This is a genomic window from Variovorax sp. OK212 (genome assembly GCF_900112425.1).
Lineage (GTDB): Bacteria > Pseudomonadota > Gammaproteobacteria > Burkholderiales > Burkholderiaceae_C > Variovorax.
The window spans coordinates 432,701-454,671 of record NZ_FOLP01000004.1; the positions used below are offsets into that span (position 1 = coordinate 432,701).

The following is a 21,971-nucleotide window of genomic DNA, read 5'->3' on the forward strand; positions in this document are numbered from 1 at the left end:
CACTATCGAAAAGATAGCGGCGCGCCGGCCTTGCGCTGACGCCGTTGCTGCAGCACGCGCGAGCGCCGCTTGCGTGCCCAGATGACGATGCCGGTGACCGACAGCATCGCCACCAGCAGCCCCATCGCCGACATCAGGATGCGCCCCGGCAGGCCGAGGATGCGCCCGCCGTGCAGCGGCAATTGCAACTGCGAGAACACGTCGGCCGCGGTGCCGTGCCACGGCCGGTTGCTGCCGATGACATGGCTGTCGCGGCCGTCGACGTACAGGTTCGACAGGCCCATGCCGTCGCTGTCGTCGTGCGTGGCGTGGTCGAAGAAGGACACGTTGTAGAAGCCGCCGCGCGCGTTGTAGAACACGCCGCCCAGCGGCGTGGTCCAGCCGCGGCGCCGTGCCTCGGCGTCGGCCTGGGCCACCACCTCGCGAAACCCGATGACCGGCTCGATGCGCGTGCCCAGCGGCGCGAGCGGCACCAGCGCCGAGGGCCCCGGCGTGGTCTTGGAGACCAGCGACAGCACCGGGTAGAACACTTCCTTGTAGAGGTTCAGCGAGAACGAGGTGAAGGCGATGACGATGATCAGCAGCCAGACCCACAGCCCGCCCGCGCGGTGCAGGTCGAAGTTGAGCTTGTAGCCGCCGGCGGCCCAGCGCACGGTCCAAGCCGGCTTCCAGCGTTGCCACCACGCGGCAGGGGGCCTGTGTTCGGGCTGCACCGCCTTGCGCAGCCGGCGCGGCAGGGTCAGGTAGAGCGCCACGAAGCTGTCGAGCAGCCACACCAGCGCCACCGTGCCCATGATCCACCAGCCGACGCGGTCGCTGCCCCACATCGCCGGCACGTGCAGCATGTAGTGCAGCTTGCGCAGGAAGGGCATCAGCGTCTCGGGCTTGAGCGAGACGGCGCTGGCGTCGCGCCGCCCGCGCACCTCGGCCGTGACCGGGTCGACGAAGACCTGGTTGTAGCCGAGCCTGTAGGGCTTGCCGGTGGCGGGGTCGGTGCGCGGCTGCACGAAGTAGCCGGCCGCATGGCCCTCTTCGAAGCCCAGCGGAAGGTAGGCGACCCGCGCGCGCGGGTCGTGGGATTCGACGGCGGCGGCCAGTTCGAAGGGGTCCTTGAACGGGCCGCGCGCGGGGGTGTCGTAGAGCGTGCGGTTGAGCCAGCCGTCGATCTCGTGGTCCCACGAGATGACGGCGCCGGTCAGGCCCGAGACGACGAGAAACAGCGCGACCGCCAGTCCCGCCCAGCGGTGCACCGCGGTCGCGAAGGCGCGCATGGCGGGATCAGAAGTCGATCGTGCCGCTCACGGCGAAGGTGCGCGGTGCGCCCAGCACCAGGTAGTTGGAGCCTTGCGTGCCGCCCACCGACGCCCAGTACGACTTGTTGAACAGGTTGTCGATGCGCGCGCGCAGCGTGAGCGCGCGGCCGTTGCCCAGGTCGACCAGGTAGCGCGCGCCGATGTCCACGCGCGTCCACGACGGCACCGACTGCGTGTTGGTGGCGTTGGCGTACTGCTTGGAGGTGTAGAGCACGCGTGCGTTCAACGCGAGGTTGCGCAGGCCGGGCACGTCCCACTCGGCGCCCAGGTTGGCTTGCTGCTTGGCCACGCCGATGGCGGTCAGGCCGTCGGTGGCGCCGCCTTGCGTGTCCTTCTGCTTGGCGTCGAGCAGCGTCAGGCCGCCGAGCAGGCGCAGGCCCTTGGTGGGCTGGCCGAAGACCGAGAACTCCAGGCCCTGGTTGCGTTGCTTGCCGTAGGGGCCGTAGGTCTGGCCGATGTAGTAGTACGTCGGCTGGTCGGTGGTGAAGAACGCGGCGCTGGCGCCGAGCGTGCCGCCGTCGTACTTGACGCCGATTTCCTTCTGCTTGGCCTGGTAAGGCGCGAAGATTTCGCCGGCATTGGTGACCGGGCGGTTGTTCACAGTGCTGGCCGCCACGTTGCCCTTGACCAGGCCTTCGATGTAGTTGGCGTAGGCCGAGACGGTCGGCGTGAACTTGTAGACGACGCCGGCCACCGGCGTGGTCTTGCTCTTGTCGTAGGTGCTGCTCTGCGCGAGCGTGGTGTAGGCGAAGCTGGTCTGCTCGATGGTCTGGCGGCGCGCGCCGAGCGTGACGAGCAGGCGGTCTTCCATGAACGACATGGTGTCGGCAACGGCCACGCTCGAGGTGTCGATCTTGTCGGTCAGGCGCGGGTTGTCCAGCGTGTTGCCCACGAATGCACCGTTGGCCACCGGGTAGAGCGATGCGTACGGCGTGTAGATGTTGTTGCGCACGCTGTTCGCCGAGATGGCGTAGGCGTTGTCGCGGTCGTTGCTGTACTTGGCCGCCGACACCACCACGCTGTGCTTCACCGGGCCGGTAACGAAGTTGCCGCGCACGCCGATCTCGGCGGTGCCGATGCGGTCCTTGCGGGTGTTGCTGAAGCGCGTGTTGCTGGTGTCGCCGAACGCGTTGGTCAGCGTCGGGTTCGACAGCACGTTGTCTTCGTCGCTGCGGCGCACGCCGCCGGCGGCCCAGGCCGTGATGTTGTCGGTGATGTCGACCTCGCCGCGGAAGGTGGCGAACTTGTCCTTTTCCTTGGAGTAGCTCCAGGGCTGGGCGAAGTTGGTGCGGGCGTCGGGCGCGCGCGGAATCGGCAGCGAGGACGACGGCGTGAGGCTCGGGCGGCCGTCCTTCAGGTCGAAGTCCTGGTAGCCGAAGTCGGCCGACAGGCGCACGTTGCGGTTGTGCCAGTCCAGGCCGATGCCGAAGGCGCTGAGCTGCTGGCTCTCGTTCTTCACGCCGGTGCCGCCTTCGCGGCGCACCGCGTTCACGCGCACGCCCAGGCTGTCGTCGGGACCGAAGCGGCGTGCCAGGTCGAGGTTGACGAAGCCCTGGCCGCCGGTCTGCACGCCGAAGCCGACACGCGTGAGCGGCTCGTTGGGCGCGCGCTTGGGCAGCAGGTTGATCGCGCCGCCGATGCCGCTGCCGCCGGGGGCCGCGCCGTTCAGGAAGGTGTTGGCGCCGCGGAACACTTCCACGCGCTCGAAGAATTCGGAGGCGATGTACTGGCGCGGCAGCATGCCGTACAGGCCGTTGTACGACACGTCGTCCGAGTACACCGGGAAGCCGCGCACCACGTACAGCTCCTGGAAGTTGCCGAAGCCGCGCGCCTGGCGCACCGACGGGTCGTTCAGCAGCACGTCGGCCACGCTCTTGGCCTGCTGGTCCTGGATCAGTTCGTTGGTGTAGTTGGTGCTCGAGAACGGCGTGCTCATCATGTCCTGGTTGCCCAGGATCCCGGCGCGCCCGCCGCGGGCCACCTGGCCGCCGGCGAAGGGCTTGGTCAGGCCTTCGGCCGATGCGTCGGCGCTGGCTTCCACGTTCACCGTGGTCAGCGTGCCGCTCGACGCTGCCCCTGCAGCCGGCTCGGCCGTGGTGGTTTGTGCCAGTGCTGCCACGGCGTTGAGCGCGAGCAGCGTTGCGACCACGGTCGGCCGGAGATAGAAGTGAGGAGCGGGCATGGACGGTTCGAAAAATGCAAATGAGAACCGTTATTGTTCATCTGTTTGCACCCGCCCACTGATACTTTGTTGCGCTGTTGCGAAAATGTGTCAGTAAAAAGCTCGCACTTTTGTTTGCAATCAGCGCCCCGCCAACTGCCCGTCCACGAACACATGCAGCTCGCCCGGCGCGAACTGCGTCCACGTCTCGTTGGTGGTGAGCGGCGCGGTCACCACCACGGCCACGCGGTCGGTGGGCGTGGTGTGCTGCGCGAAGTCGATGGCGAGGTCTTCGTCCGACAGCTGCGCCGTCACGAACGGGTGGCGGCGCTCCACGTACCAGAGGTTGGTGGAGGCATGCGCCCACAGCGCCTGGCCGTTGGACAGCATGAAGTTGAAGGTGCCGTGGCTCGCGAGCTGCGGCGCCAGTTCGCGCAGCGTGAGCGTCAGCTCCTCGATGCTCGGCACGCCGGCGTGCGACTTGGCCAGCTCCTGCATGATCCAGCAGAAGGCGTGCTCGCTGTCGGTGTTGCCCACCGGGTGGAAGTTGCCGTGCAGGCGCGGGCGAAAGTCCTTCAGGTCGCCGTTGTGGGCGAACACCCAGTAGCGGCCCCACAGCTCGCGCACGAAGGGGTGGCAGTTCTGCAGGTTCACCTCGCCCTGCGTCGCCTTGCGGATGTGCGCGATGACGTTGCGGCTTTGAATGGGGTAGCGGCGAATCAGCTCCGCCACCGGCGATTCGCACGCCGGCTGGTGGTCGACGAAATGGCGCAGCCCGCGGTCCTCGAAGAACGCGATGCCCCATCCGTCGGCATGGTGGTCGGTGCGGCCGCCGCGTTGCGCGAACCCCGTGAAGCTGAAGGTCACGTCGGTCGGCGTGTTGCAGTTCATCCCTAGCAATTGGCACATGGGTGCCATTAGAACGCGATTCGGCGCGTCCCTGGTTCGGCGCGGGCGTTCAGCTCGGCAGTTCAGCTCGGGTGTTCAGCGCAGGAACTTGCCTTCCTTCGTCACCCGCACCATCTCGATGAAGCGCGAACCCGTGTTGCTCGCGCCGGTGAAGTCGACCTCCATGTTGCTCACGCGCAGCTTCATGGTCTTGAGCGTGGCGTGCAGCCTGGCGCGCGTGAGGTCGCGCCCGGTGCGGCGCAGCGCCTCGATCATCACCATCGCGTTCACATAGCCCTCGTAGCTGAGGTAGCCGATGTCGACCTTGGCGCGCTCGGCCAGCTGGCGGTATTCCTTGGTGCCGGCATCGACCTCGCTCCACGGGTACGGCACGATCTGCGAAATGGCCAGCCCGCTGGTCTTGTCGCCCACCAGCCTGGCCGTGACGTCGCCCGGCACGATCGACATGCCGTAGAACATCTGGCGCCCGCCCGCGGCCCAGGCGCTCTTCATCACCTCGCCGCCGATGCCGCCGCCCAGGTACATGATCACGGCCTGCGCCTTGCTGTCGGCCAGCGTCTTGCCGGCGCTTTCGTTGGTCGAGCCGTCGCCTTTCACCGGCACGGCGGCCGCGGGCTTGAGTTGCAGCGCGGTCAGCGCGGTGTCGACCAGCTTGGCGACTTCCGCGCCGCCCGGGTTGTCCAGGTAGGCCACCGCGATGCGCGAGACGCCGATGGTCGTCAGGTGCTGCACCAGCGCCTGCGCCTCGCGCGCGAAGGTGGCGCGCACGAAGTAGCCGGAGCCCGCGACCTTCTCGCGCGCCGAATCCGACACGGCATAGCCGCCCACCATCGGCGCGCCGCTCTGGTTCAGCACCTTGGCCGCCGCCGCGGTGGTGCCCGAGCCCACGCAGCCGAAGAAGGCGAAGGCGCGGTGCTCGCCCAGCAGCTTCTCGTAGTTGGCCACGGCCTTCTCGGGCACGAGTTCGTCGTCGAGCGACACCAGCCTGATCTTGCGGCCCGCGAGCCCGCCCTGTGCATTGACGGTGTCGAAAGCCAGCCCCGCGCCGGCCATCACCACCTTGATGGGCGCGCCCAGCGAGCCGCTCAGGATGCCGGTGTGGCCGAGCACGATCTCGCTGTCGCTGACGCCGCTCTCCGCGGCATGAACGGAAGACAGAGGGCCAAGACTGGCCACGGCCGCAGCCGAGGCGGCAATGAAATTTCTGCGATGCATGGGGGATGGGCGGGCGCCGAGATACAACTGAAAACAATTGAATGCGAAAGCCCCGCCTTCCGCCGCCGGTGTTTACCCCGTGTTGCGCGCCGGCCCGTTCGGCGTGCTCGGCTGCTGGCGCAGTTGCCATGCCGCGCAGATCGCCAAGGCGCACAGCCCCGCCAGCATCGCGAACACCTCGTCGAACGCGGCCAGCCGCGCCGGGCTGGTCATCGGGTTGGCCAGCGAGTCGCCATGCGCCGCCAGCCGCCACTCGAGCACGATGGCGCACAGGCTCACGCCGGCCGCGCCGCCCAGCATGCGCACGAAGTTGATGGCGCTCGCGCCCTGCGGAATGAGCGGCTTGGCCAGCGGCCGCATCGAGCCCAGGTTGAGCGAGGGCAGGATGAAGCCCAGCCCGATGCGCCCGATCACGGCAAAGGCCACCAGCAGCCACAGCGCGCTGTCCAGCCGCAGCACCATCATCAGCGCGAACGAGGCGGCCAGCAGCGCCAGGCCGATGGTCACCAGCAGCCAGGTCGGGTGCCTGTCGGCCAGCCGGCCCACGCCGGCGATGGTCAACGCCAGCACCAGGCCCGCCGGCAGCAGGATGGTGCCCACGTGCGAGGCCGACAGCTGCAGCCCCACCTGCATGTACACCGGCAGCAGGTAGGTCGAGCCGAACAGCGCCGTGCCGTAGATGAAGGCCACCACGCTGCCCATGGCGAACTGCCGGTACTTGAAGAGCGCCAGGTTCATCAGCGGCGTGCCGCCCGCGGCCGCCAGCCGGCGCTGCCACCACACGAAGGCGGCGAACGAAGCCAGCGCGCCGGCCAGCAGCAGCGCGGCCTGCAGCGGTGAATCGCCGCGCAGCTCGACCAGCCCGTTCAGCAGGCACAGCGTGCCCACCGTGCCCAGCGCAAGGCCGCGCGCGTCGAGGCCGCTGCCGCGCACCGCGGCCACGCCGCCGGGCGCGGTCTTGGGCACGAACTTGTAGGCCAGCCAGATCGAGGCCAGGCAGAACGGCACCACCATGAAGAAGATCGAGCGCCAGCCGAACAGGTCGACCAGCACCCCGCCGATGCTCGGCCCGATGGCCGGCGCCAGCACCACGCCCATGCCGAAGATGCCGCTCGCGCGTCCCTGCTCGTGCGGCTCGAAGGCGCGCAGGATGATGATGGCCGGAATGGGCTGCACCACGCCCGCGGCCAGCCCTTCGGCCACGCGCGCGAACAGCACCAGCGAGAAGTTGTTGGCCAGCCCGCCCACGATGCCGCCCACCAGCAACAACAGCATCGTGCCCACGTAGGTGCGCCGGTAGCCGTAGCGCGACAGCAGCCACGGCGTGGTGAGCATCGACACCGTCATCGCCACCATGAAGCCCGAGCTCACCCACTGCGCGCGTTCCTGGCCCAGCGAGAAGTGGTGGCTCATGCCGGGGATCGCCACGTTGACGATGGTCGAGGACATGATCGACGCCATCGTCCCCACCATGACCGAGAGCAGCAGGTACCAGCGGTAGCGCTCGCCGTAGCGCTCGCGCAGGGTGCCGATGGTGGGGATGCCGGGGATGGGCGGCGTGGCCGGCGTGGTCGCGGCTTCGGGTGTCTGTGGGGATGTCATGGGGCGGCGGAATGTCTCGGGTCCGTCGTCCTACAAGCATATCGGCGATTGCATGGCGGAAGGCGGGGCGGCGAATCGCACAATGCAGCGGCTGTCTCCTCCGCGTCAAGACCCATACAACAAATGAACTCACCCGTGAACGACCCCGCCGGCATGCCGCCCTCTCCCGAAGGCGCCCCCACGCTCGCCACGGAACTGGCCGCGCCGACGGTCACGCGGTCCTACCGCTGCCAGTGCGGGCGCCCGGTGTTCCTGCGCAACAGCCAGTGCCTGGCCTGCCACACGCCGCTGGGTTACGTGATCGACCGCCTGGGCGTGATGCCGCTCGCACCGGCCGAAGGCGGCGGCGCGCAGCCCGACACCTTCACCGTGTTCGGCGACCCGCACGGCCCCACCTACCGCCGCTGCGCGAACCTCATGACCCCCGCGGCCTGCAGCTGGATGGTGCCCGCCGCGCGCGACGGCGAGGCACCGCCCGTCGACGTGCACGGCCTCGCGCCGGGCTACTGCCTCGCGTGCAGCGTGACGCGCACCATTCCCGACCTGTCGCAGGAGGTCAACGGCGTGTTCTGGGGCAAGCTCGAGCAGGCCAAGCGCCGCCTCATCTCGCAACTGCTGGCGCTGGGCCTGCCGGTGGTGAGCCGCCATGCCGACCCGGTGCACGGCCTGGCCTTCGACTTCCTCAGCAACATGCCCGGCGGCCCGCACGTGATGACGGGCCACGACGACGGCGTGATCACGCTGAACGCCGAGGAGGCCGAGGACGCCGTGCGCGAGCGCATCCGCGCCGAGATGCGCGAGCCCTACCGCACGCTGCTGGGCCACTTCCGCCACGAGATCGGCCACTACTACTGGGACTTGCTGGTGCTGCCCACGCCGTGGATCGACGACTTCCGCGCGCTCTTCGGCGACGACCGCGCCGACTACGCCGCCGCGCTGCAGACCCACTACGACCAGGGTCCGCCGCCCGACTGGGCCGACCGCTTCGTGAGCAGCTACGCCAGCACGCACCCCTGGGAGGACTGGGCCGAGACCTGGGCCCACTACCTGCACATGGCCGACACGGCCGACACGGCGATGAGTTTCGGCGTCGACGCCACCAACGTCGAACTCACCAGCGACCTCTTCACGCCCGACGACCTGTGGCAGCCCGGCCATGCGGACGCCGGCAAGTTCCTGGACTTCATCAACGGCTGGGTGCGGCTGACCAACGTGCTCAACGAGCTGTCGCGCAGCATGGGCCAGCCCGACTACTACCCCTTCGTGCTGCCGCGCGCGGCGGTGGGCAAGCTGCAGTTCATCCACCAGGTGGTCACGCAGCAGAGGCCGGGCGATGCGCCGACGATGGTGGTGGCCAGCGAGGTGGCGGCAGCTGTGCCCGAACAGGCAGCAGAGCCGGCGCAGGCGCAAGCACAAGCGCAATCCCAGTCGCAGGGGTTCGTTCAGTCCTGAGGCAAGGGCGTGCCTGTTGCGCAGCGCTGGCAGATGCACGCCAGCCCGCGCATCGACTCCGGCAGGTTCGTCAGCGGTGCCTTGCTGAAGTCGACCTGCATGCACCAGCACGGCGGCTGCGCCTGGCCGGTCTCGCGTTCGATCTCCATCGCACAGCGGTTCTGTTCGCCGCACAGCGGGCAGCGCGTGGCGTCGATCAGGCCGGGGCCCGCGGTGGCCATGGTCATGCGATCTCGAAGGCCGGCAGCTTCTTCGCGACGGCCACGTTGCGCAGCGTCACGTACACCGGCAGGCCGCCGCGGTAGGCCGGGTAGTCCTCGCCTTCGATCAGCGGCAGCAGGTAGCGCCGGCATTTCTCGGTGATGCCGTAGCCGTCGTCCGAGATGAAATCGCGCGGCATCGGCTTCTCGACATTGGCCACCGATTCGAGCGGCGCGCTGCCCAGGGTGTAGGCATAGGGCAGGTCGGACGTGCGCTCGATGGTCGGCATCACCGCGTTGCGGCCTTCCAGTGCGAGCTCGACCGCGCGCTGGCCCAGCTCGTAGGCCTGCTTCACGTCGGTGGCCGAGGCAATGTGGCGCGCCGCGCGCTGCAGGTAGTCGGCCACGGCCCAGTGGAACTTGTGGCCCAGCGCGTCCTTCACCATCTGCGCCACCACCGGCGCCGCGCCGCCGAGCTGCGCATGGCCGAACGCATCGCGCGTGCCCTGCTCGGCCAGGAAGGTGCCGTCGGGGTGGTGGCAGCCTTCGGACACCACCACCGAGCAGTAGCCGTGCTGCTTCACCAGTTCGTCGACCCGCGCGATGAAGCGCGCCTTGTCGAACTCGATTTCCGGGAACAGCACCACCACCGGAATGCCCTGGTCCGCCGCGAGGCCGCCGGCCGCCGCGATCCAGCCCGCGTGCCGCCCCATCACCTCGAGCACGAACACCTTGGTGGACGTGGCCGCCATCGAGCGCACATCGAACGAGGCCTCGATGGTCGATACCGCCACGTACTTCGCGACCGAGCCGAAGCCCGGGCAGCAGTCGGTCAGCGGCAGGTCGTTGTCGATGGTCTTGGGCACGTGGATGGCCTGCAGCGGGTAGCCCATCGACTGCGACAGCTGGCTCACCTTGAAGCAGGTGTCGGCCGAGTCGCCGCCCCCGTTGTAGAAGAAGTAGCCGATGCCGTGCGCCTTGAACACCTCGATGAGCCGTTCGTACTCGCGGCGGTTCTTCTCGAGCGACTTGAGCTTGTAGCGGCACGAGCCGAACGCGCCCGACGGCGTGCTGCGCAGCGCCGCAATGGCCTCGGCCGATTCGGCGCCGGTGTCGATCAGCTCTTCGGCGAGCGCGCCGATGATGCCGTTGCGCCCGGCATAGAGCTTGCCGATGCGCTGCGGGTGCCGGCGTGCCGTTTCGATCACGCCGCAGGCCGACGCGTTGATGACCGAGGTGACGCCGCCCGACTGGGCGTAGAAGGCATTGGTGAGATGGGTGGACATGGAATTCCTTCGCGCGCGGGGAGGGCCATTCTGGCGCAATCGCCTCCTTCAGGCCAACCGCGGGGCCAACCGCCAAGCCGGCGATTCGGCCGCGATTACAGTTCCTTTCCTTGGGCGCCGTGCAGCGGCGCCGCAGAGCCATCCAAGGAGTCCTTCAGTGAGCATCTTTTCCCGTTTCTTCGGCCGCAAGGACGAACCGGCCGACGCTGGCGCGCTGGTGGCCAACCCCGACCTGGAAGATCCCGTCGCGCTGACGGTCCTGTTCCCCGATGCGCAGAAGATCGACATCGCCGCGCTCGGCCAGGCGCTGCGCGCCTACCACCGGTCGACCGGCGACGCGCGTTGCGAGGTCTCGCCCGACCCGGGCGCCTTCATCGCGCTGGTGGGCTGGCGAAAGCACGTGGTGCGGCTGGTCGGCTTCGATGCGCCGATGCCGGCCGACGCGCTCGAGGCCTGCGTCGCACCGGCGCACTACCCGCAGGAACTCAAGGCGCAGGTGCGCGCCCACCGCGGCCACGTGATCCTCTACTACGCCGGGCGCGAAGCCTCGGTGCTCGAGCAGTACGTCGCGCTGGCCACCGTGGCCGGCGCGCTGGCCCGCCTCGGGGCGCTGGCGGTGGTGAACGAGGCGGCCCGCACCTCGATGCCGGCGGCCGTGTTCGACGCCGACGCCGAGACTGGAAACGGCGGCGACAGCATCGAGCTGCTGCGCGAGCTCGACCTGCCCGCGCTGTACTGCGGCTTCGTCAAGTACGAGGTCGAAGGCGTCCAGGGCGTGTGGATGCGCACCCATGGCGCCGACCGCTTCGGCCATCCCGACTTCGCCGTGCTGGCCGAGGGCCACCACGAGGGCCAGACCTACTTCCAGCTGTTCGGCAACGTCCTGCGCTACCTGGTCGACAGCGGTGCGGAAATGGGGGCGGGCCACACCATGCAGGTGGGCGAGGACCGCTTCATGCGGCTGCGCGCGCCGGCCGAGACCGAGTACTTTCTCGACGGCCCCGGCACGGTGATGGTGGCCGAGATGATCGGCGCCGACGAGATCGCGCAGCGGCCCCACTGAGACGGCGCCCGGGCCATGCAAGCCCAGCAAGCCTGGCCCGGTGGGCCTGTCGCTCAGCGGCCCGGAAACTCGGGCGCGCGCTTCTGCAGGAACGCGCTCACGCCCTCGCGGAAGCTCGGGCTGTCGATCAGCTCGCGCTGGCGCTCGCTCTCGTAGTGCAGCTGCTCCTTCAGCGTGTGGCGCTCCGAGGCCTCGAAGGCTTCGCGCGCCTCGACCACCGCGTGCGCCGGCAGGCGCGCCAGGCGCAGCGCGATGCCCCTGGCTTCCTCCAGCAGCTGCTCGTCGTCCACGCAGGCCCAGATCAGGCCCCACTGCACGGCACGCCCCGCGCCCACGCGCTCGTCGAGCAGCGCCATGCCCATGGCGCGCGCGCGGCCCGCGCGGCGCGGAATGGCCCAGGTGCAGCCCAGGTCGGGCACGATGCCCAGCTTGGGCAGGAAGGGCAGGTAGAAGTACGCGCTGCGCGCCGCAATGGTCACGTCGGCCGCCAGCGCCAGGCCCACGCCCGCGCCGGCCGCCGGGCCGTTCACGGCAGCCACCACCGGCACCGGCAGCGTGCGCAGCGTTTCGATCAGCGGGTTGCTGAGCGTCTGCATCCACTCGGCCGTCTGCGTGCCCAGCGACTTGCCTTCTTCTCCCGGTGACATCGCGCTCAGGTCCGCGCCCACGCAGAAGGCCTTGCCCGCGCCCGTGAGGATCACGGCGCGCACCGCGCGGTCGTCGCGGATGCGCTCCAGCGTGTCGCGCAACTCGACCTGCAGGTCGCGCGCGATGGGGTTGAGCTTGGCGGGCAGGTTCAGCGTGAGGGTCGCGATGCCGTCGTTCAGCTCGCAGAGGACGAAGGGCTGGTCGCTCGTCTTCGGCGTCATCTTCAGAGCCTTTCGACGATGGTCACGTTGGCCATGCCGCCGCCTTCGCACATGGTCTGCAGGCCGTAGCGCTTGCCGCGCTGGCCCAGGGCATGAATCAGCGTGGTCATCAGCTTGGTGCCCGAGGCGCCCAGCGGATGGCCCAGCGCGATGGCGCCGCCGTTCACGTTCAGGCGCGCCGGGTCGGCGTCCAGCGCCTGCAGCCATGCGATGGGCACGGGGGCGAAGGCCTCGTTCACTTCGTACAGGTCGATGTCGCCGATGCTCATGCCGGCCTTCTTCAGCGCACGCTGCGTGGCCGGCAGCGGCGCCTCCAGCATGATGACCGGGTCGTGGCCCATCACGCTCATGTGGTGGATGCGCGCGAGCGGCTTCACGCCCAGCGCCTTCAGGCCGCGCTCGTTCACCACCAGCACGCCGCTGGCGCCGTCGCAGATCTGGCTCGCGGTGGCCGCGGTGCAGCGCCCGCCTTCGGCGATGAGCTTCACGCCCGCGATGCCTTCCAGCGTGGCTTCGAAGCGGATGCCTTCGTCCACCGTGTGCTGTTCGCCGCTGCGCGTGCCGTCGGCCAGCAGCACGTCGATGGGCACGATCTCGTCGTTGAAGACGCCCGCACGGGTCGCGGCGATGGCGCGGTGGTGGCTCTCGAGCGCATAGCGGTCGAGCGCGTCTTTCTGGATGCCGTAGTTCTTCGCGATCATCTCCGCGCCGGTGAACTGGCTGAACTCCACGCCGGGGTAGCGCGCCTTCATGGCCGGGCTCATGTAGCTGCCCAGGCCCGCCTTGGCCGGCAGCACGTTGGGCGTGAACATGGGCACGCGCGTCATGCTCTCGACGCCGCCCGCGATCACCGCGTCCATGGCGCCCGACATCACCGCCTGCGCCGCGAAGTGCAGCGCCTGCTGCGACGAGCCGCATTGCCGGTCGACCGAGGTGCCCGGCACCGACTCGGGCAGCTTCGAGGCCAGCACCGCGTTGCGCGCGATGTTGGTGGCCTGTTCGCCCACCTGGCTCACGCAGCCGAGGATCACGTCCTCCACCGCCGCGGGGTCGATGCCGCTGCGCGCCAGCAGCGCGTCGATCACCTGTGCCGCCAGGTCCGCCGGGTGCCAGCCCGCGAGTTTGCCGCCGCGCCGGCCGCCGGCCGTGCGCGCCGCGGCCACGATGTATGCCTCTGCCATCTTCATGTCCTTCACGAAAGGGAAATCGGAGAGGTCCGGACGCAAAAAAGCCGCCCGTCACGAACAACGGCGGCCAGCGATGCGAGGGAGCTCATGGGCATCGATGGTTCGACGCCCATGGAGCCGGGTCAAGCCGGGGACAACCCGTGGGGCAGAAGTCGCCAAGGCGACCGCGCGCGTGCGCGCCGCGCCAGCGGGATCGCAGCCGGTTGCGCGTCCGACACGGTGATGCACGAGGCCTCCAGCGCCGACACCAGCACGCGCCGGTGGTCGGTGCTTTCGAAGCGCTCGCCCGGTGCCAGCACGATGTCGCGCGGATCGCGGTCCAGCGTGACCCAGACCGAACCGCTGCGGCACTCGATGCCCACGCCGGCGCCGTCGGGCACGGCGAAGACGGCGCGCGTGGGCAGGCTCACGTGGAAGCGGGAGGCATCCGAGGACGGGTAAGACGGGCAGGAAGAGAGGGTGGCGGTGCTCATGGCAAGCTCCATTGCATTCGTGATACGAATGAATATAGTGAGCCGACGCCCTCTTTACACGCGGTCATTCGGAACTCGTTGCATGCACCCAGAGAATGCGAAAGCGCTTGGCGCCCCCGGCGCAGCTGGCGGCAGCGGCGGTGAGCTGCCGCCGCTCGAGCTGCTGCGCAGCTTCGAGGCGGCCGCGCGCCGGCTGAGCTTCACGCTGGCGGCCGGCGAGCTGCACCTCACGCAATCCGCCGTGAGCCGGCAGATCCAGCAGCTCGAGGCCCACCTGGGCGTTCTGCTGTTCGAGCGCCACCACCGCGCGCTGTCGCTCACCGAGGCCGGCGGCGTGCTGCAGCGTGCCGTCACCGACAGCCTGGAGCGGTTGCGCGACGCCACGGCGCGCGTGCGCGCGAGTTCCGCGCCGCGCCAGGTGGCCATCACCACCACGCCGGGCTTCGCATCGCTGTGGCTCATTCCGCGGCTCGCGCGCTTCACCGGCAACCATCCGCAGGTCGACGTGCGCGTGTCGGCCACGCTCGACGTGCTCGACCTGGAGCGCAGCCGCATCGACGTCGCCGTGCGGCTCATGCCGATCGCCAGGGGCGTGGGCCCCGCGCTGTTCGAGGAAACGGTGGTGCCGCTGTGCTCGCCCGCGCTGGCCGATGCCCTGCGCGTGCCCGCCGACCTGGCCAGGCACACGCTGCTGACGGTCGACTACCCCGACCACAGCGAAGCGCCCACGGCCGACTGGGAGCCGTGGCTCAAGGTGATGGGGCTGGACGACCTGCGCATGAAGAGCACGCTGCGCTTCACGCAATACGCCGACGCCGTGGCCGCCGCGGTGGCGGGGCAGGGCGTGGTCATCGGGCGGCTGCCGCTGCTTCGCGAACTGCTGCGCGAAGGGCGGCTGGTGGCGCCGCTGGGCGAGGGCGCCGCGTCGCGCCGCGGCTACTTCGTCGAGACTGCGAGGCGCGCCGCAGGCAACCGCGACGCGCTGGAGTTCGCGCAATGGCTGCGCGACGAGGCCGAGCAGATGGAAACGGCGCAGCGAGCCTGAAAGGCCCGCAGCGCCGGAGGTACCGCTGTCTGCTCAACCCGGGCGCATCAACCCGGCAGCAGCACCTTGTTCACGACGTGGATCACGCCGTTCGACTGGTACACGTTGGCGATCGTCACCATCGCCGTGCCGCCCTTGGCATCGGTCACCATGACGTTGCCGCCGCTCATCGTCGCGGTCAGCGTGCCGCCGCTGGCGGTCTTCAGCGTGGCCTTGCCGCCGCCTGCGTTGATGGCGCTCATCAGCGCGGCGCCGTCCATCTTGCCGGGCACCACGTGGTACGTGAGCACCTTGGTCAGCGTGGGCTTGTTCTCGGGCTTGAGCAGCGTGTCGACGGTGCCGGCCGGCAGCGCGGCAAAGGCCGCGTTGGTCGGTGCGAACACGGTGAACGGGCCGGGGCTCTTCAGCGTGTCGACCAGGCCCGCGGCCTTCACCGCGGCGACCAGCGTCGTGTGGTCCTTCGAATTCACCGCGTTGTCGACGATGTCCTTCGTCGGGTACATCGCGGCGCCGCCGACCATCGGGTTCGACGCCATGGCGCTGCTGCCGCTGCCGCTGCCGCTCATGCCCATGCCGCCAGCGCAGGCGCCGAGCAGGACCGAAACGCCGAGTGCAATCACGAGTTTTTTCATTGAAGGCTCCTGAAAAGAAATGGTTCTTGGAAGGTGTCTGTGGAAACCGCCAGCAGCTCGGAGGCGCGTTGCGCTTGAGTCGAATACGGGGCCTGCGCGCGTTTGGATTCGCACCCGGTTTCAGATTTGTTGCGCGTCGGCTTTGCGCCACAGCCGCGCGCGCCGCGCTTGCGCATCGCACGCGCGCTCGACAGAATCCGCCCTTCGTTTTTCAGCAACAGTTTCTTTTCACCGCGCCTGGTGACGATCGACCTCCCGGGCGCCTCAACTCATCAATGAACCGTTTCCTGAACACCTGACCCGCACACCGACCGCCCCGGCCGGAGGTGCATCCACGCATCCGCCGAGGCCCATCGACAAAGGCCCCGCGCAGCCATTCGCCGGGGCCTTTTTGTTTCTGGAGTGTGCGCACATATGAGTGCTCAACGAAGGGCCCGCGACGACGACAAGCGTCTGGGCCGGTTTTACTTTTCGGTGCCCGGCGCGGCACCGCGCAATCCCGTGGTGGCCGCAATGGCACGCGGCGAATCCAACCAGGGCGCAGGCCGTCACCTGCGCACGCACCGCGCGGAGCGGCGCGCGCAGAAGGTGGCGTTGCAGAAGGCGGCGCACGGCCTGCACAGGGGGGGCGACGATGCGTGACGACATGGACAAGGTCATCGTCGAGCGGCCGCGAGGCGGCTGGCGCGTGCAGGGCGATGGGCGCCAGTGGCGCAACAGCAGAGAGCGGGGCTCGCACCTGGGCATGAAGCGTGGCTACGGCCATCCGAAGTGGCTCAGCGAGAACCTCGCGCCGCTCAAGCGCTGGCTGCACAAGCAGGTGCACCGGCCGTGGGACAAGGTGTACGCGGACCTGTGCAGCGGCATCGACCGGCGCAGCACCGTGCAGGCGCACGTCTTCGAGCACATCGGCAACTTCGTCGAACGCGCGGCCGTGCTGCGCAATGGCGAGGTGCGGGTGCCCTCGCGCCGGTGCAACAACGGCCCGTGCGTGCCATTGCGCGAAGCGGCGCACGTCGAGTTGTTCGTGCATCCGGTCACCGGCATCCTGCTGCCCAACCGGCGTCTGCGCGAGGCGCGCGAGGCGCGCGAGGCGCGCGCGGTGCGCGAGCAGGCCTGCCGCGAGGCTTTCGGCAGAAGCAGGACGGCCGGCACGCCGCAGGTCTTTCACGTGATCGACGACGTCACGCAATGGCACCGGGTCGACGGCTGCTGGTTCGAGATCACGCTCGCCGCGCTGCCCGAGTTGCGGCGAACCATGCTCGACGTGACGTACCACGATGTGCTGCGCCGCTGTGCCGTGACACGGCGCGGCGGTTGCGAGAAGCCGGCGTTCGGCTCAGCCGACGACCGGGAGATGTACGGACGCGATCACGTCTATGCCGCCGCCATGCGAAGGCTCAGCCAGCGGGTGGTGCGGGAGCGCTTCGCCAGCTGAGGGCCGAGGCCGGCGCCACGGCGGCGGTCATGCGCCGGGGCGTGCCGGCACGTGCGCCCGAGGCAGCACCAGAAAGGCGAAGGTGCCCGCGGCCAGCATGCCCGCGATGGTAAGGAACACCGCGCGAAACGGTTCCGTGCCGTGCGCCACGGCCCACGACGCGGCCACGCCGGTGGTCCACTGCATGAGCGACACGCCCAGGAACATCGCCATGTTCAGCAGCGCCATCGCGCGGCCCGTCATCGCCGCCGGGTAGGAGGTCTTCGTGTACGCGTACTGCAGCACGCTGTAGCCCGAGAGCAGGCCGTAGGCAATCGGCAGGCCGATGTCCACCGCGCTCGAATGCGTGAGCGCCATGGTGGCGAACATCAGCGCGGCGGCCAGTGCGCAGCCCATCATCCAGCGGGCGCGCCGCGCACCGCCCGGGTCCATGCGCCCGAACAGCGCCGGGCTGATCATGCCGGCGACCGTCATCACCAGCGCCACGTTGCCGCTGGACACCAGCGACAGGCCATGGCGGTCGTGCAGCACGGGCCCGAGCCACAGGCCGCGCAGCGTGATGAACGCCGCGTACGACACGCATGCGAAGCAGATCAGGCCCAGCGTGTGCGGCATCGCGAACAGCGGCAGCAACTCGCGCACGGCCTTGCGCAGCGACTGGCGCTCGGCCGGTGCAGCCTGCGCGCTTTCAGGATCCACCGCGCGCGCGGGCTCGCGCACGCGCCAGAAGATGACCAGCCACGAGAGCACCGCGAAGCCAGCCAGCACCGCATAGCCGGCGCGCCACGAGGCGGCTTCGATCAGCAGCGCCAGCGGCGTGCCGGTGAACACGATGCCCAGTCCGGCCATGCTCATCACCAGCCCCGACATGGCCGTGAAGCGAGAGGCGTCGAAGTGCCGCGCGATGAACACCGTGCAGGCCAGGAACGCCGGCGCGCAGCCCACGCCGATCAGTGCCTGCCCCAGCAGCAGCGCGTGGTAGTTCGGCGCCATGGCGCACAGCACGGCGCCCGCCACGGCGAGCGGAAAGGCGGTGAGCACCGTGCGGCGCACGCCGAACATGTCGATCGACACGCCCATCGCGAGCTGCATGATGCCGAAGGCGAAATGAAAGGTGCCCGCCCAGATGCCGAGCTGCTGGGGCGTCAGGCCGAAGTAGCCGGTGAGCGGCGTGGCCATCATGGCGCCGACCGTGCGGAAGGCCTGGCTCAGCGCGAAGGCCGAGGCCAGTGCAACCAGCATGGCGGCGGCGGAAGCCGACCCATGCGAGAAACGGAAAAAGCGGAAAAAGCGGGAGGTGCGTGAGCGCGGCGCGGTGTCGCCGCTGCGCTGCGCGGGCTTGGGTGCCGCGTTCGGATTCATGAGAGAGGAGGCCGGGAAGGATGGGAGCGGCCTGAATGCTAATGGATCGACGCGCAGCGTGCAGCCGCTAGCCGTCGAGTTCGCGCTTGAGCGAGGCGTTGCCGATCTTCCTGCGGCACAGCAGCCGGCGCGCCCCGGGCCCGGCGGCCATGCCGAGGTCGAGCAGCAGGGCGTCGCGCAAGCGCGCGTCGCCATGGCGCAGCGATTTGTCGAGGGCGTCGACCCTGGCCAGCAGCTCGTCGAAGGCATCGCTGCCGTCGCCGTCCGCGTCGGCGGCAGGCCGGGGCGCCTTGGCGTACGCGCGCACCAGCAGTTCTTCTTCGAGCCCCGTGCCCGTGGCCGCGGTGAACATGCCGCGGTGCGTGGCGATCCACGCGCGCAGCGTGGCGAGGTCCGCCGTGCCGGCGTAGGCGCGCAGCGCCGTCGCGCGGTAGTTGTCGCCGAAGCCCTTGGCCGTGTCGCAGAGCTGCAGTGCCGCATCGAGCCCGTGCCGCGCGGCGACCTGCTCGACCAGCAACTCGCGCGCATCGAGCAGCGTGTGCCGCTCCGGGCGCTGGTCGGCCTTCTTGTGCTTCGCGAGGAAGCCCGCGGCGTCGCCGTTTCGCGCGTGCTGCATCAGCAGCACGCGGTCCGCGCGATGCGCCATGCCGGAGCGCAGGCGCGGCGCGATGTCCCGGTCGACGCGTGCCATCTCGCCCTGCATGGCGAGGTCCGCGGCGATGTGCAGCAGCAGGTGGCCGCGCAGGATCTCGTCGGGCACCTGCAGCGTCCACGCCAGCATCTCGTCCGCGCCGAGGCCGGCCGTGTCGAACAGCACCTCGATGCGCTCCATCCAGCCCAGGCCGTGGCCGCTGCGGTTTCCGCGCAGCCGCTTCATCATGTCGGCCCACGGCGTGCGGTAGCCGCGGTGCCCCAGGTAGCCGCAGCCCAGGCCCTTGCCTGTGTACGGTTCGCCGGCAAGGGCATCGATCAGCGGCTGCACCTCGGCGGCCAGCGCATCGAGTTGCGCCCGCTGTTCGTCGCTGGGGTGGTAGCCGATGGCATCGTCGAGTTCGATCGCGCGGATGCAGCGCGTGAGGGCGTCTTGAATGCGCGGGTCCATGGCTAAGGCCTCGGGTCTGGTGGGTGGGGCGCGTCGGTGGGCGATGCTTCCCGCACGGCCGACCGGAGCATCGCGGCCACCGCGCCGCACAGCAGGCCGATGCCCGCGCCCATCGACGCATGGACCGGTGCGGCGAGTCCGCCGATGACCGCGCCGCTACCGGCAACACGCGGGCCCGCGCCCATGAGAAACCCGATGACGGCGCCCAGCGCCGTTCCTGCAAGGATCAAGGTGGTCGATTTCATTGCGGTGTGCGACGGTCCTGGCTCACGCGGCCGAAGACACGCGGGTGTGCGACCGCGCATGATAGGAGCGCCGGTTGCGCGCCGCCAGAAAAAAAGCCGGGCTGCAAGAGCCCGGCTTTCATTCATTCGCTGGTGCCGGGGCTCAAGCCTCGCCCTTCACCTTCAGCCGCCACGCGTGCAGCAGCGGCTCCGTGTACCCGCTCGGCTGCTCGATGCCCTTGAACACCAGGTCCTGCGCGGCCTTGTAGGCGGCCGAGGTGTCGAAGTGGCCGGCCATGGGCAGGTACTGCGCGTCGCCTGCGTTCTGTTCGTCGACCACCTTGGCCATGCGCTGGAAGGTCTCGTCGACCTGCGCCCTGGTCACCACGCCGTGCAGCAGCCAGTTGGCGATGTGCTGGCTGGAGATGCGCAGCGTGGCGCGGTCTTCCATCAGGCCGACGTTGTGGATGTCGGGCACCTTCGAGCAGCCCACGCCCTGGTCGATCCAGCGCACCACGTAGCCCAGGATGCCCTGCACGTTGTTGTCGATCTCCTGCTGCTTCTCGGCGTCGGTCCACTTCGCTTCGGCCGCGATGGGCACCTGCAGCAGGGCGTTGAGGATGTTGTCGCGCTCGCCGTCGGCGTCGATCTTCTCCAGCTCCTGCTGCACCGCGGTCACGCTGACCTGGTGGTAGTGCAGCGCGTGCAGCGTGGCGGCGGTGGGCGAGGGCACCCAGGCGGTGTTGGCGCCGGCCTTGGGGTGGGCGATCTTCTGCTCGAGCATCGCGGCCATCAGGTCGGGCATGGCCCACATGCCCTTGCCGATCTGCGCCTTGCCGCGCAGGCCGCTGGACAGGCCCACCAGCACGTTGTTCTTCTCGTACGCGCCGATCCACGCGCTGGACTTCATGTCGCCCTTGCGGATCATCGGGCCGCCCTGCATGGCGGTGTGCATCTCGTCGCCGGTGCGGTCGAGGAAGCCGGTGTTGATGAAGGCCACGCGCGCGGCGGCCTCGGCGATGCAGGCCTTCAGGTTCACGCTGGTGCGGCGCTCCTCGTCCATGATGCCGAGCTTCACGGTGTTGGCGGGCAGGCCGAGCAGCTGCTCGACGCGGCCGAACAGCTCGCTGGCGAAAGCCACTTCGGCCGGGCCGTGCATCTTCGGCTTGACGATGTAGATGCTGCCGGTGCGCGAGTTGCCCTTGCGCTTCAGGTCGATGGTGGCGATGGTGGTGGTCACCACGGCGTCCAGGATGCCTTCGGGGATTTCCTTGCCGGCTTCGTACAGCACGGCCGGGTTGGTCATCAGGTGGCCCACGTTGCGCAGGAACATGAGCGAGCGGCCGTGCAGCTTCACGGGCTGGCCGTTGGCGCCGGTGTATTCGCGGTCGGGGTTCAGGCCGCGCGTGAAGGTCTTGCCGCCCTTGGCGACTTCTTCGGTGAGCGAGCCTTCGACGATGCCGAGCCAGTTCGCGTACGCCACCACCTTGTCGGCCGCGTCCACCACGGCCACCGAGTCTTCGAGGTCGAGGATGGTGGAAAGCGCGGCTTCCAGCACCAGGTCGCTCACGCCGGCCGCGTCGGTCTTGCCGATGGGCGTGCTGCGGTCGATGCGGATGTCCAGGTGGATGCCGTTGTGCTTGAGCAGCACCGACGACGGCGCGGCGGCGTCGCCCTGGTAGCCGATGAACTGCGAGGCATCGGCCAGGCCGGTGCTGCTGCTTTGCAGCGCGACGACGAGCTTGCCGTCCTTCACGCTGTAGCCGGTGGCCATTTTGTGCGAACCGTTTTCCAGCGGCGCGGCCTGGTCGAGCACGTTGCGCGCGAACTCGATGACCTTGGCGCCGCGCACGGGGTTGTAGCCCTTGCCCTTTTCGGCGCCGCCGGTCTCGGGAATGGCGTCGGTGCCGTACAGCGCGTCGTACAGCGAGCCCCAGCGCGCGTTGGCGGCGTTCAGTGCGTAGCGCGCGTTCAGGATGGGCACCACCAGCTGCGGGCCGGCCTGCAGCGCGAGCTCGGAGTCGACGTTGGTGGTGGTGGCCTTCGTGCCCTGGGGTTGCGGCAGCAGGTAGCCGATCTTTTCCAGGAAGGCGCGGTAGGCCGGCATGTCGGCGATCGGGCCGGGGTTCTTCTTGTGCCAGGCGTCGAGCTCGGCCTGCAGGCGGTCGCGTTCGGCCAGCAGGGCGATGTTCTTCGGCGCGAGGTCGTGGACGATGGCGTCGAAGCCCTTCCAGAAGACGTCGCTGGCCACGCCGGTGGCGGGCAGGACCTTGTCCTCGATGAAACGGTGGAGCTCGGTCGCGACCTGGAGTCCGTGGGCGGTGGTGCGGGCGGTCATGGGGGTTCTCCTTGAGAAAGATGCAGTCTTGGGACGAACTTTATTCGATACCTCGATGGCCAGTAAGAGCCGCTGGCGGGATTTATCTGTGACAAAAATG

21 protein-coding genes are annotated in these 21,971 nt (G+C 69.3%); 5 read left to right on the forward strand and 16 right to left on the reverse strand.

The features are described 5' to 3' along the window. Nucleotides 1–2: 2 nt before the first annotated feature. From BM004_RS15710 to BM004_RS15730, 5 genes are all read right to left on the reverse strand, one after another. Nucleotides 3–1,271 (reverse strand): PepSY-associated TM helix domain-containing protein, encoded by a 1,269-nt coding sequence (locus BM004_RS15710; protein WP_093214661.1) that lies wholly within the window; start codon nt 1,269–1,271, stop codon nt 3–5. Between the two features lie 7 nt (nt 1,272–1,278). Further along, entirely contained in the window at nt 1,279–3,495 is a 2,217-nt protein-coding gene (locus tag BM004_RS15715) for a TonB-dependent receptor (protein WP_093214664.1), read from the reverse strand. Between the two features lie 120 nt (nt 3,496–3,615). Continuing rightward, nucleotides 3,616–4,383 carry a class II glutamine amidotransferase gene (locus BM004_RS15720; protein ID WP_093127256.1) on the reverse strand — a complete coding sequence of 256 codons (768 nt, stop codon included), beginning with the start codon at nt 4,381–4,383 and terminating at the stop codon, nt 3,616–3,618. 75 nt (nt 4,384–4,458) lie between these two features. After that, nucleotides 4,459–5,598 carry an ABC transporter substrate-binding protein gene (locus BM004_RS15725; RefSeq protein WP_093214667.1) on the reverse strand — a complete coding sequence of 380 codons (1,140 nt, stop codon included), beginning with the start codon at nt 5,596–5,598 and terminating at the stop codon, nt 4,459–4,461. 72 nt (nt 5,599–5,670) lie between these two features. Next, complete coding sequence (locus BM004_RS15730) at nt 5,671–7,200, reverse strand: DHA2 family efflux MFS transporter permease subunit (RefSeq protein ID WP_093214670.1); 1,530 nt, start codon at nt 7,198–7,200, stop codon at nt 5,671–5,673. Nucleotides 7,201–7,323: 123 nt separating this feature from the next. On the opposite strand from BM004_RS15730, the gene BM004_RS15735 reads away from it, so the two are divergent. After that, nucleotides 7,324–8,652, forward strand: a complete 1,329-nt coding sequence (locus tag BM004_RS15735; RefSeq protein WP_093214673.1) for a zinc-binding metallopeptidase family protein — start codon at nt 7,324–7,326, stop codon at nt 8,650–8,652. Here the strand turns inward: BM004_RS15735 and BM004_RS15740 are convergent. Together BM004_RS15740 and BM004_RS15745 are read right to left on the reverse strand one after the other, a co-directional pair. Next, on the reverse strand, nt 8,643–8,879 hold the full coding sequence (locus BM004_RS15740; protein ID WP_093214676.1) for a cysteine-rich CWC family protein: 237 nt from the start codon (nt 8,877–8,879) through the stop codon (nt 8,643–8,645). The two genes, BM004_RS15735 and BM004_RS15740, sit on opposite strands and share 10 nt — an antisense overlap. After that, a complete protein-coding gene (locus BM004_RS15745) occupies nt 8,876–10,138 on the reverse strand; it encodes a 6-phosphofructokinase (RefSeq protein ID WP_093214679.1) in 1,263 nt (420 codons plus the stop codon). The genes BM004_RS15740 and BM004_RS15745 overlap by 4 nt, the downstream gene beginning before the upstream one ends. 157 nt (nt 10,139–10,295) lie before the next feature. On the opposite strand from BM004_RS15745, the gene BM004_RS15750 reads away from it, so the two are divergent. Further along, entirely contained in the window at nt 10,296–11,201 is a 906-nt protein-coding gene (locus tag BM004_RS15750; protein ID WP_093214682.1) for a DUF4261 domain-containing protein, read from the forward strand. Between the two features lie 53 nt (nt 11,202–11,254). On the opposite strand, the gene BM004_RS15755 is transcribed toward BM004_RS15750, so the two are convergent. The 3 genes from BM004_RS15755 to BM004_RS15765 form a co-directional block, all read right to left on the reverse strand. Next, on the reverse strand, nt 11,255–12,070 hold the full coding sequence (locus BM004_RS15755; protein WP_093127241.1) for an enoyl-CoA hydratase-related protein: 816 nt from the start codon (nt 12,068–12,070) through the stop codon (nt 11,255–11,257). 2 nt (nt 12,071–12,072) lie between these two features. After that, nucleotides 12,073–13,251: an acetyl-CoA C-acetyltransferase gene (locus tag BM004_RS15760; protein ID WP_093214998.1), complete on the reverse strand. Its 1,179-nt coding sequence runs from the start codon at nt 13,249–13,251 to the stop codon at nt 12,073–12,075. Between the two features lie 128 nt (nt 13,252–13,379). Beyond that, nucleotides 13,380–13,730 (reverse strand): DUF2917 domain-containing protein, encoded by a 351-nt coding sequence (locus BM004_RS15765; protein ID WP_256219913.1) that lies wholly within the window; start codon nt 13,728–13,730, stop codon nt 13,380–13,382. Nucleotides 13,731–13,812: 82 nt separating this feature from the next. Between BM004_RS15765 and BM004_RS15770 the strand changes: the two genes are divergently transcribed. Continuing rightward, on the forward strand, nt 13,813–14,775 hold the full coding sequence (locus BM004_RS15770) for a LysR substrate-binding domain-containing protein (protein ID WP_093214684.1): 963 nt from the start codon (nt 13,813–13,815) through the stop codon (nt 14,773–14,775). A gap of 47 nt (nt 14,776–14,822) precedes the next feature. On the opposite strand, the gene BM004_RS15775 is transcribed toward BM004_RS15770, so the two are convergent. Together BM004_RS15775 and BM004_RS40650 are read right to left on the reverse strand one after the other, a co-directional pair. Next, nucleotides 14,823–15,407, reverse strand: a complete 585-nt coding sequence (locus BM004_RS15775) for a fasciclin domain-containing protein (RefSeq protein WP_093214687.1) — start codon at nt 15,405–15,407, stop codon at nt 14,823–14,825. After that, nucleotides 15,404–15,625, reverse strand: a complete 222-nt coding sequence (locus BM004_RS40650) for a hypothetical protein (RefSeq protein ID WP_143072435.1) — start codon at nt 15,623–15,625, stop codon at nt 15,404–15,406. Before BM004_RS40650 ends, BM004_RS15775 begins: the two co-directional genes overlap by 4 nt. A 196-nt stretch (nt 15,626–15,821) precedes the next feature. Here BM004_RS40650 and BM004_RS15780 point away from each other — a divergent pair, with 196 nt between their 5' ends. After that, entirely contained in the window at nt 15,822–16,049 is a 228-nt protein-coding gene (locus tag BM004_RS15780; protein ID WP_093214689.1) for a hypothetical protein, read from the forward strand. Then, nucleotides 16,042–16,845 carry a hypothetical protein gene (locus BM004_RS15785; RefSeq protein ID WP_093214692.1) on the forward strand — a complete coding sequence of 268 codons (804 nt, stop codon included), beginning with the start codon at nt 16,042–16,044 and terminating at the stop codon, nt 16,843–16,845. The genes BM004_RS15780 and BM004_RS15785 overlap by 8 nt, the downstream gene beginning before the upstream one ends. 27 nt (nt 16,846–16,872) lie before the next feature. On the opposite strand, the gene BM004_RS15790 is transcribed toward BM004_RS15785, so the two are convergent. The 4 genes from BM004_RS15790 to BM004_RS15805 form a co-directional block, all read right to left on the reverse strand. Continuing rightward, entirely contained in the window at nt 16,873–18,207 is a 1,335-nt protein-coding gene (locus BM004_RS15790) for an MFS transporter (protein ID WP_093214694.1), read from the reverse strand. Nucleotides 18,208–18,274: 67 nt separating this feature from the next. Continuing rightward, nucleotides 18,275–19,309, reverse strand: coding sequence for a hypothetical protein (locus BM004_RS15795; protein ID WP_093214697.1), 1,035 nt, complete (start codon nt 19,307–19,309; stop codon nt 18,275–18,277). A 2-nt stretch (nt 19,310–19,311) separates the two neighbouring features. Beyond that, nucleotides 19,312–19,554, reverse strand: coding sequence for a hypothetical protein (locus BM004_RS15800; RefSeq protein ID WP_093214700.1), 243 nt, complete (start codon nt 19,552–19,554; stop codon nt 19,312–19,314). A gap of 142 nt (nt 19,555–19,696) precedes the next feature. Further along, entirely contained in the window at nt 19,697–21,871 is a 2,175-nt protein-coding gene (locus tag BM004_RS15805; protein WP_093214702.1) for a malate synthase G, read from the reverse strand. Nucleotides 21,872–21,971 lie beyond the last annotated feature (100 nt).

Excerpts from the sequence above, each read along its gene's own strand:
- BM004_RS15765 (WP_256219913.1), bottom strand. The coding sequence starts at position 13,730 with ATGAGCACCGCCACCCTCTCTTCCTGCCCGTCTTACCCGTCCTCGGAT.
- BM004_RS15715 (WP_093214664.1), bottom strand. The coding sequence starts at position 3,495 with ATGCCCGCTCCTCACTTCTATCTCCGGCCGACCGTGGTCGCAACGCTG.
- BM004_RS15775 (WP_093214687.1), bottom strand. The coding sequence starts at position 15,407 with ATGAAAAAACTCGTGATTGCACTCGGCGTTTCGGTCCTGCTCGGCGCC.
- BM004_RS15785 (WP_093214692.1), top strand. The coding sequence starts at position 16,042 with ATGCGTGACGACATGGACAAGGTCATCGTCGAGCGGCCGCGAGGCGGC.
- BM004_RS15755 (WP_093127241.1), bottom strand. The coding sequence starts at position 12,070 with ATGACGCCGAAGACGAGCGACCAGCCCTTCGTCCTCTGCGAGCTGAAC.
- BM004_RS15790 (WP_093214694.1), bottom strand. The coding sequence starts at position 18,207 with ATGAATCCGAACGCGGCACCCAAGCCCGCGCAGCGCAGCGGCGACACC.
- BM004_RS15740 (WP_093214676.1), bottom strand. The coding sequence starts at position 8,879 with ATGACCATGGCCACCGCGGGCCCCGGCCTGATCGACGCCACGCGCTGC.
- BM004_RS15780 (WP_093214689.1), top strand. The coding sequence starts at position 15,822 with ATGAGTGCTCAACGAAGGGCCCGCGACGACGACAAGCGTCTGGGCCGG.
- BM004_RS15725 (WP_093214667.1), bottom strand. The coding sequence starts at position 5,598 with ATGCATCGCAGAAATTTCATTGCCGCCTCGGCTGCGGCCGTGGCCAGT.
- BM004_RS15745 (WP_093214679.1), bottom strand. The coding sequence starts at position 10,138 with ATGTCCACCCATCTCACCAATGCCTTCTACGCCCAGTCGGGCGGCGTC.
- BM004_RS15710 (WP_093214661.1), bottom strand. The coding sequence starts at position 1,271 with ATGCGCGCCTTCGCGACCGCGGTGCACCGCTGGGCGGGACTGGCGGTC.
- BM004_RS15795 (WP_093214697.1), bottom strand. The coding sequence starts at position 19,309 with ATGGACCCGCGCATTCAAGACGCCCTCACGCGCTGCATCCGCGCGATC.
- BM004_RS15800 (WP_093214700.1), bottom strand. The coding sequence starts at position 19,554 with ATGAAATCGACCACCTTGATCCTTGCAGGAACGGCGCTGGGCGCCGTC.
- BM004_RS15770 (WP_093214684.1), top strand. The coding sequence starts at position 13,813 with ATGCACCCAGAGAATGCGAAAGCGCTTGGCGCCCCCGGCGCAGCTGGC.
- BM004_RS15720 (WP_093127256.1), bottom strand. The coding sequence starts at position 4,383 with ATGTGCCAATTGCTAGGGATGAACTGCAACACGCCGACCGACGTGACC.
- BM004_RS15730 (WP_093214670.1), bottom strand. The coding sequence starts at position 7,200 with ATGACATCCCCACAGACACCCGAAGCCGCGACCACGCCGGCCACGCCG.
- BM004_RS15760 (WP_093214998.1), bottom strand. The coding sequence starts at position 13,251 with ATGGCAGAGGCATACATCGTGGCCGCGGCGCGCACGGCCGGCGGCCGG.
- BM004_RS15735 (WP_093214673.1), top strand. The coding sequence starts at position 7,324 with ATGAACTCACCCGTGAACGACCCCGCCGGCATGCCGCCCTCTCCCGAA.
- BM004_RS15805 (WP_093214702.1), bottom strand. The coding sequence starts at position 21,871 with ATGACCGCCCGCACCACCGCCCACGGACTCCAGGTCGCGACCGAGCTC.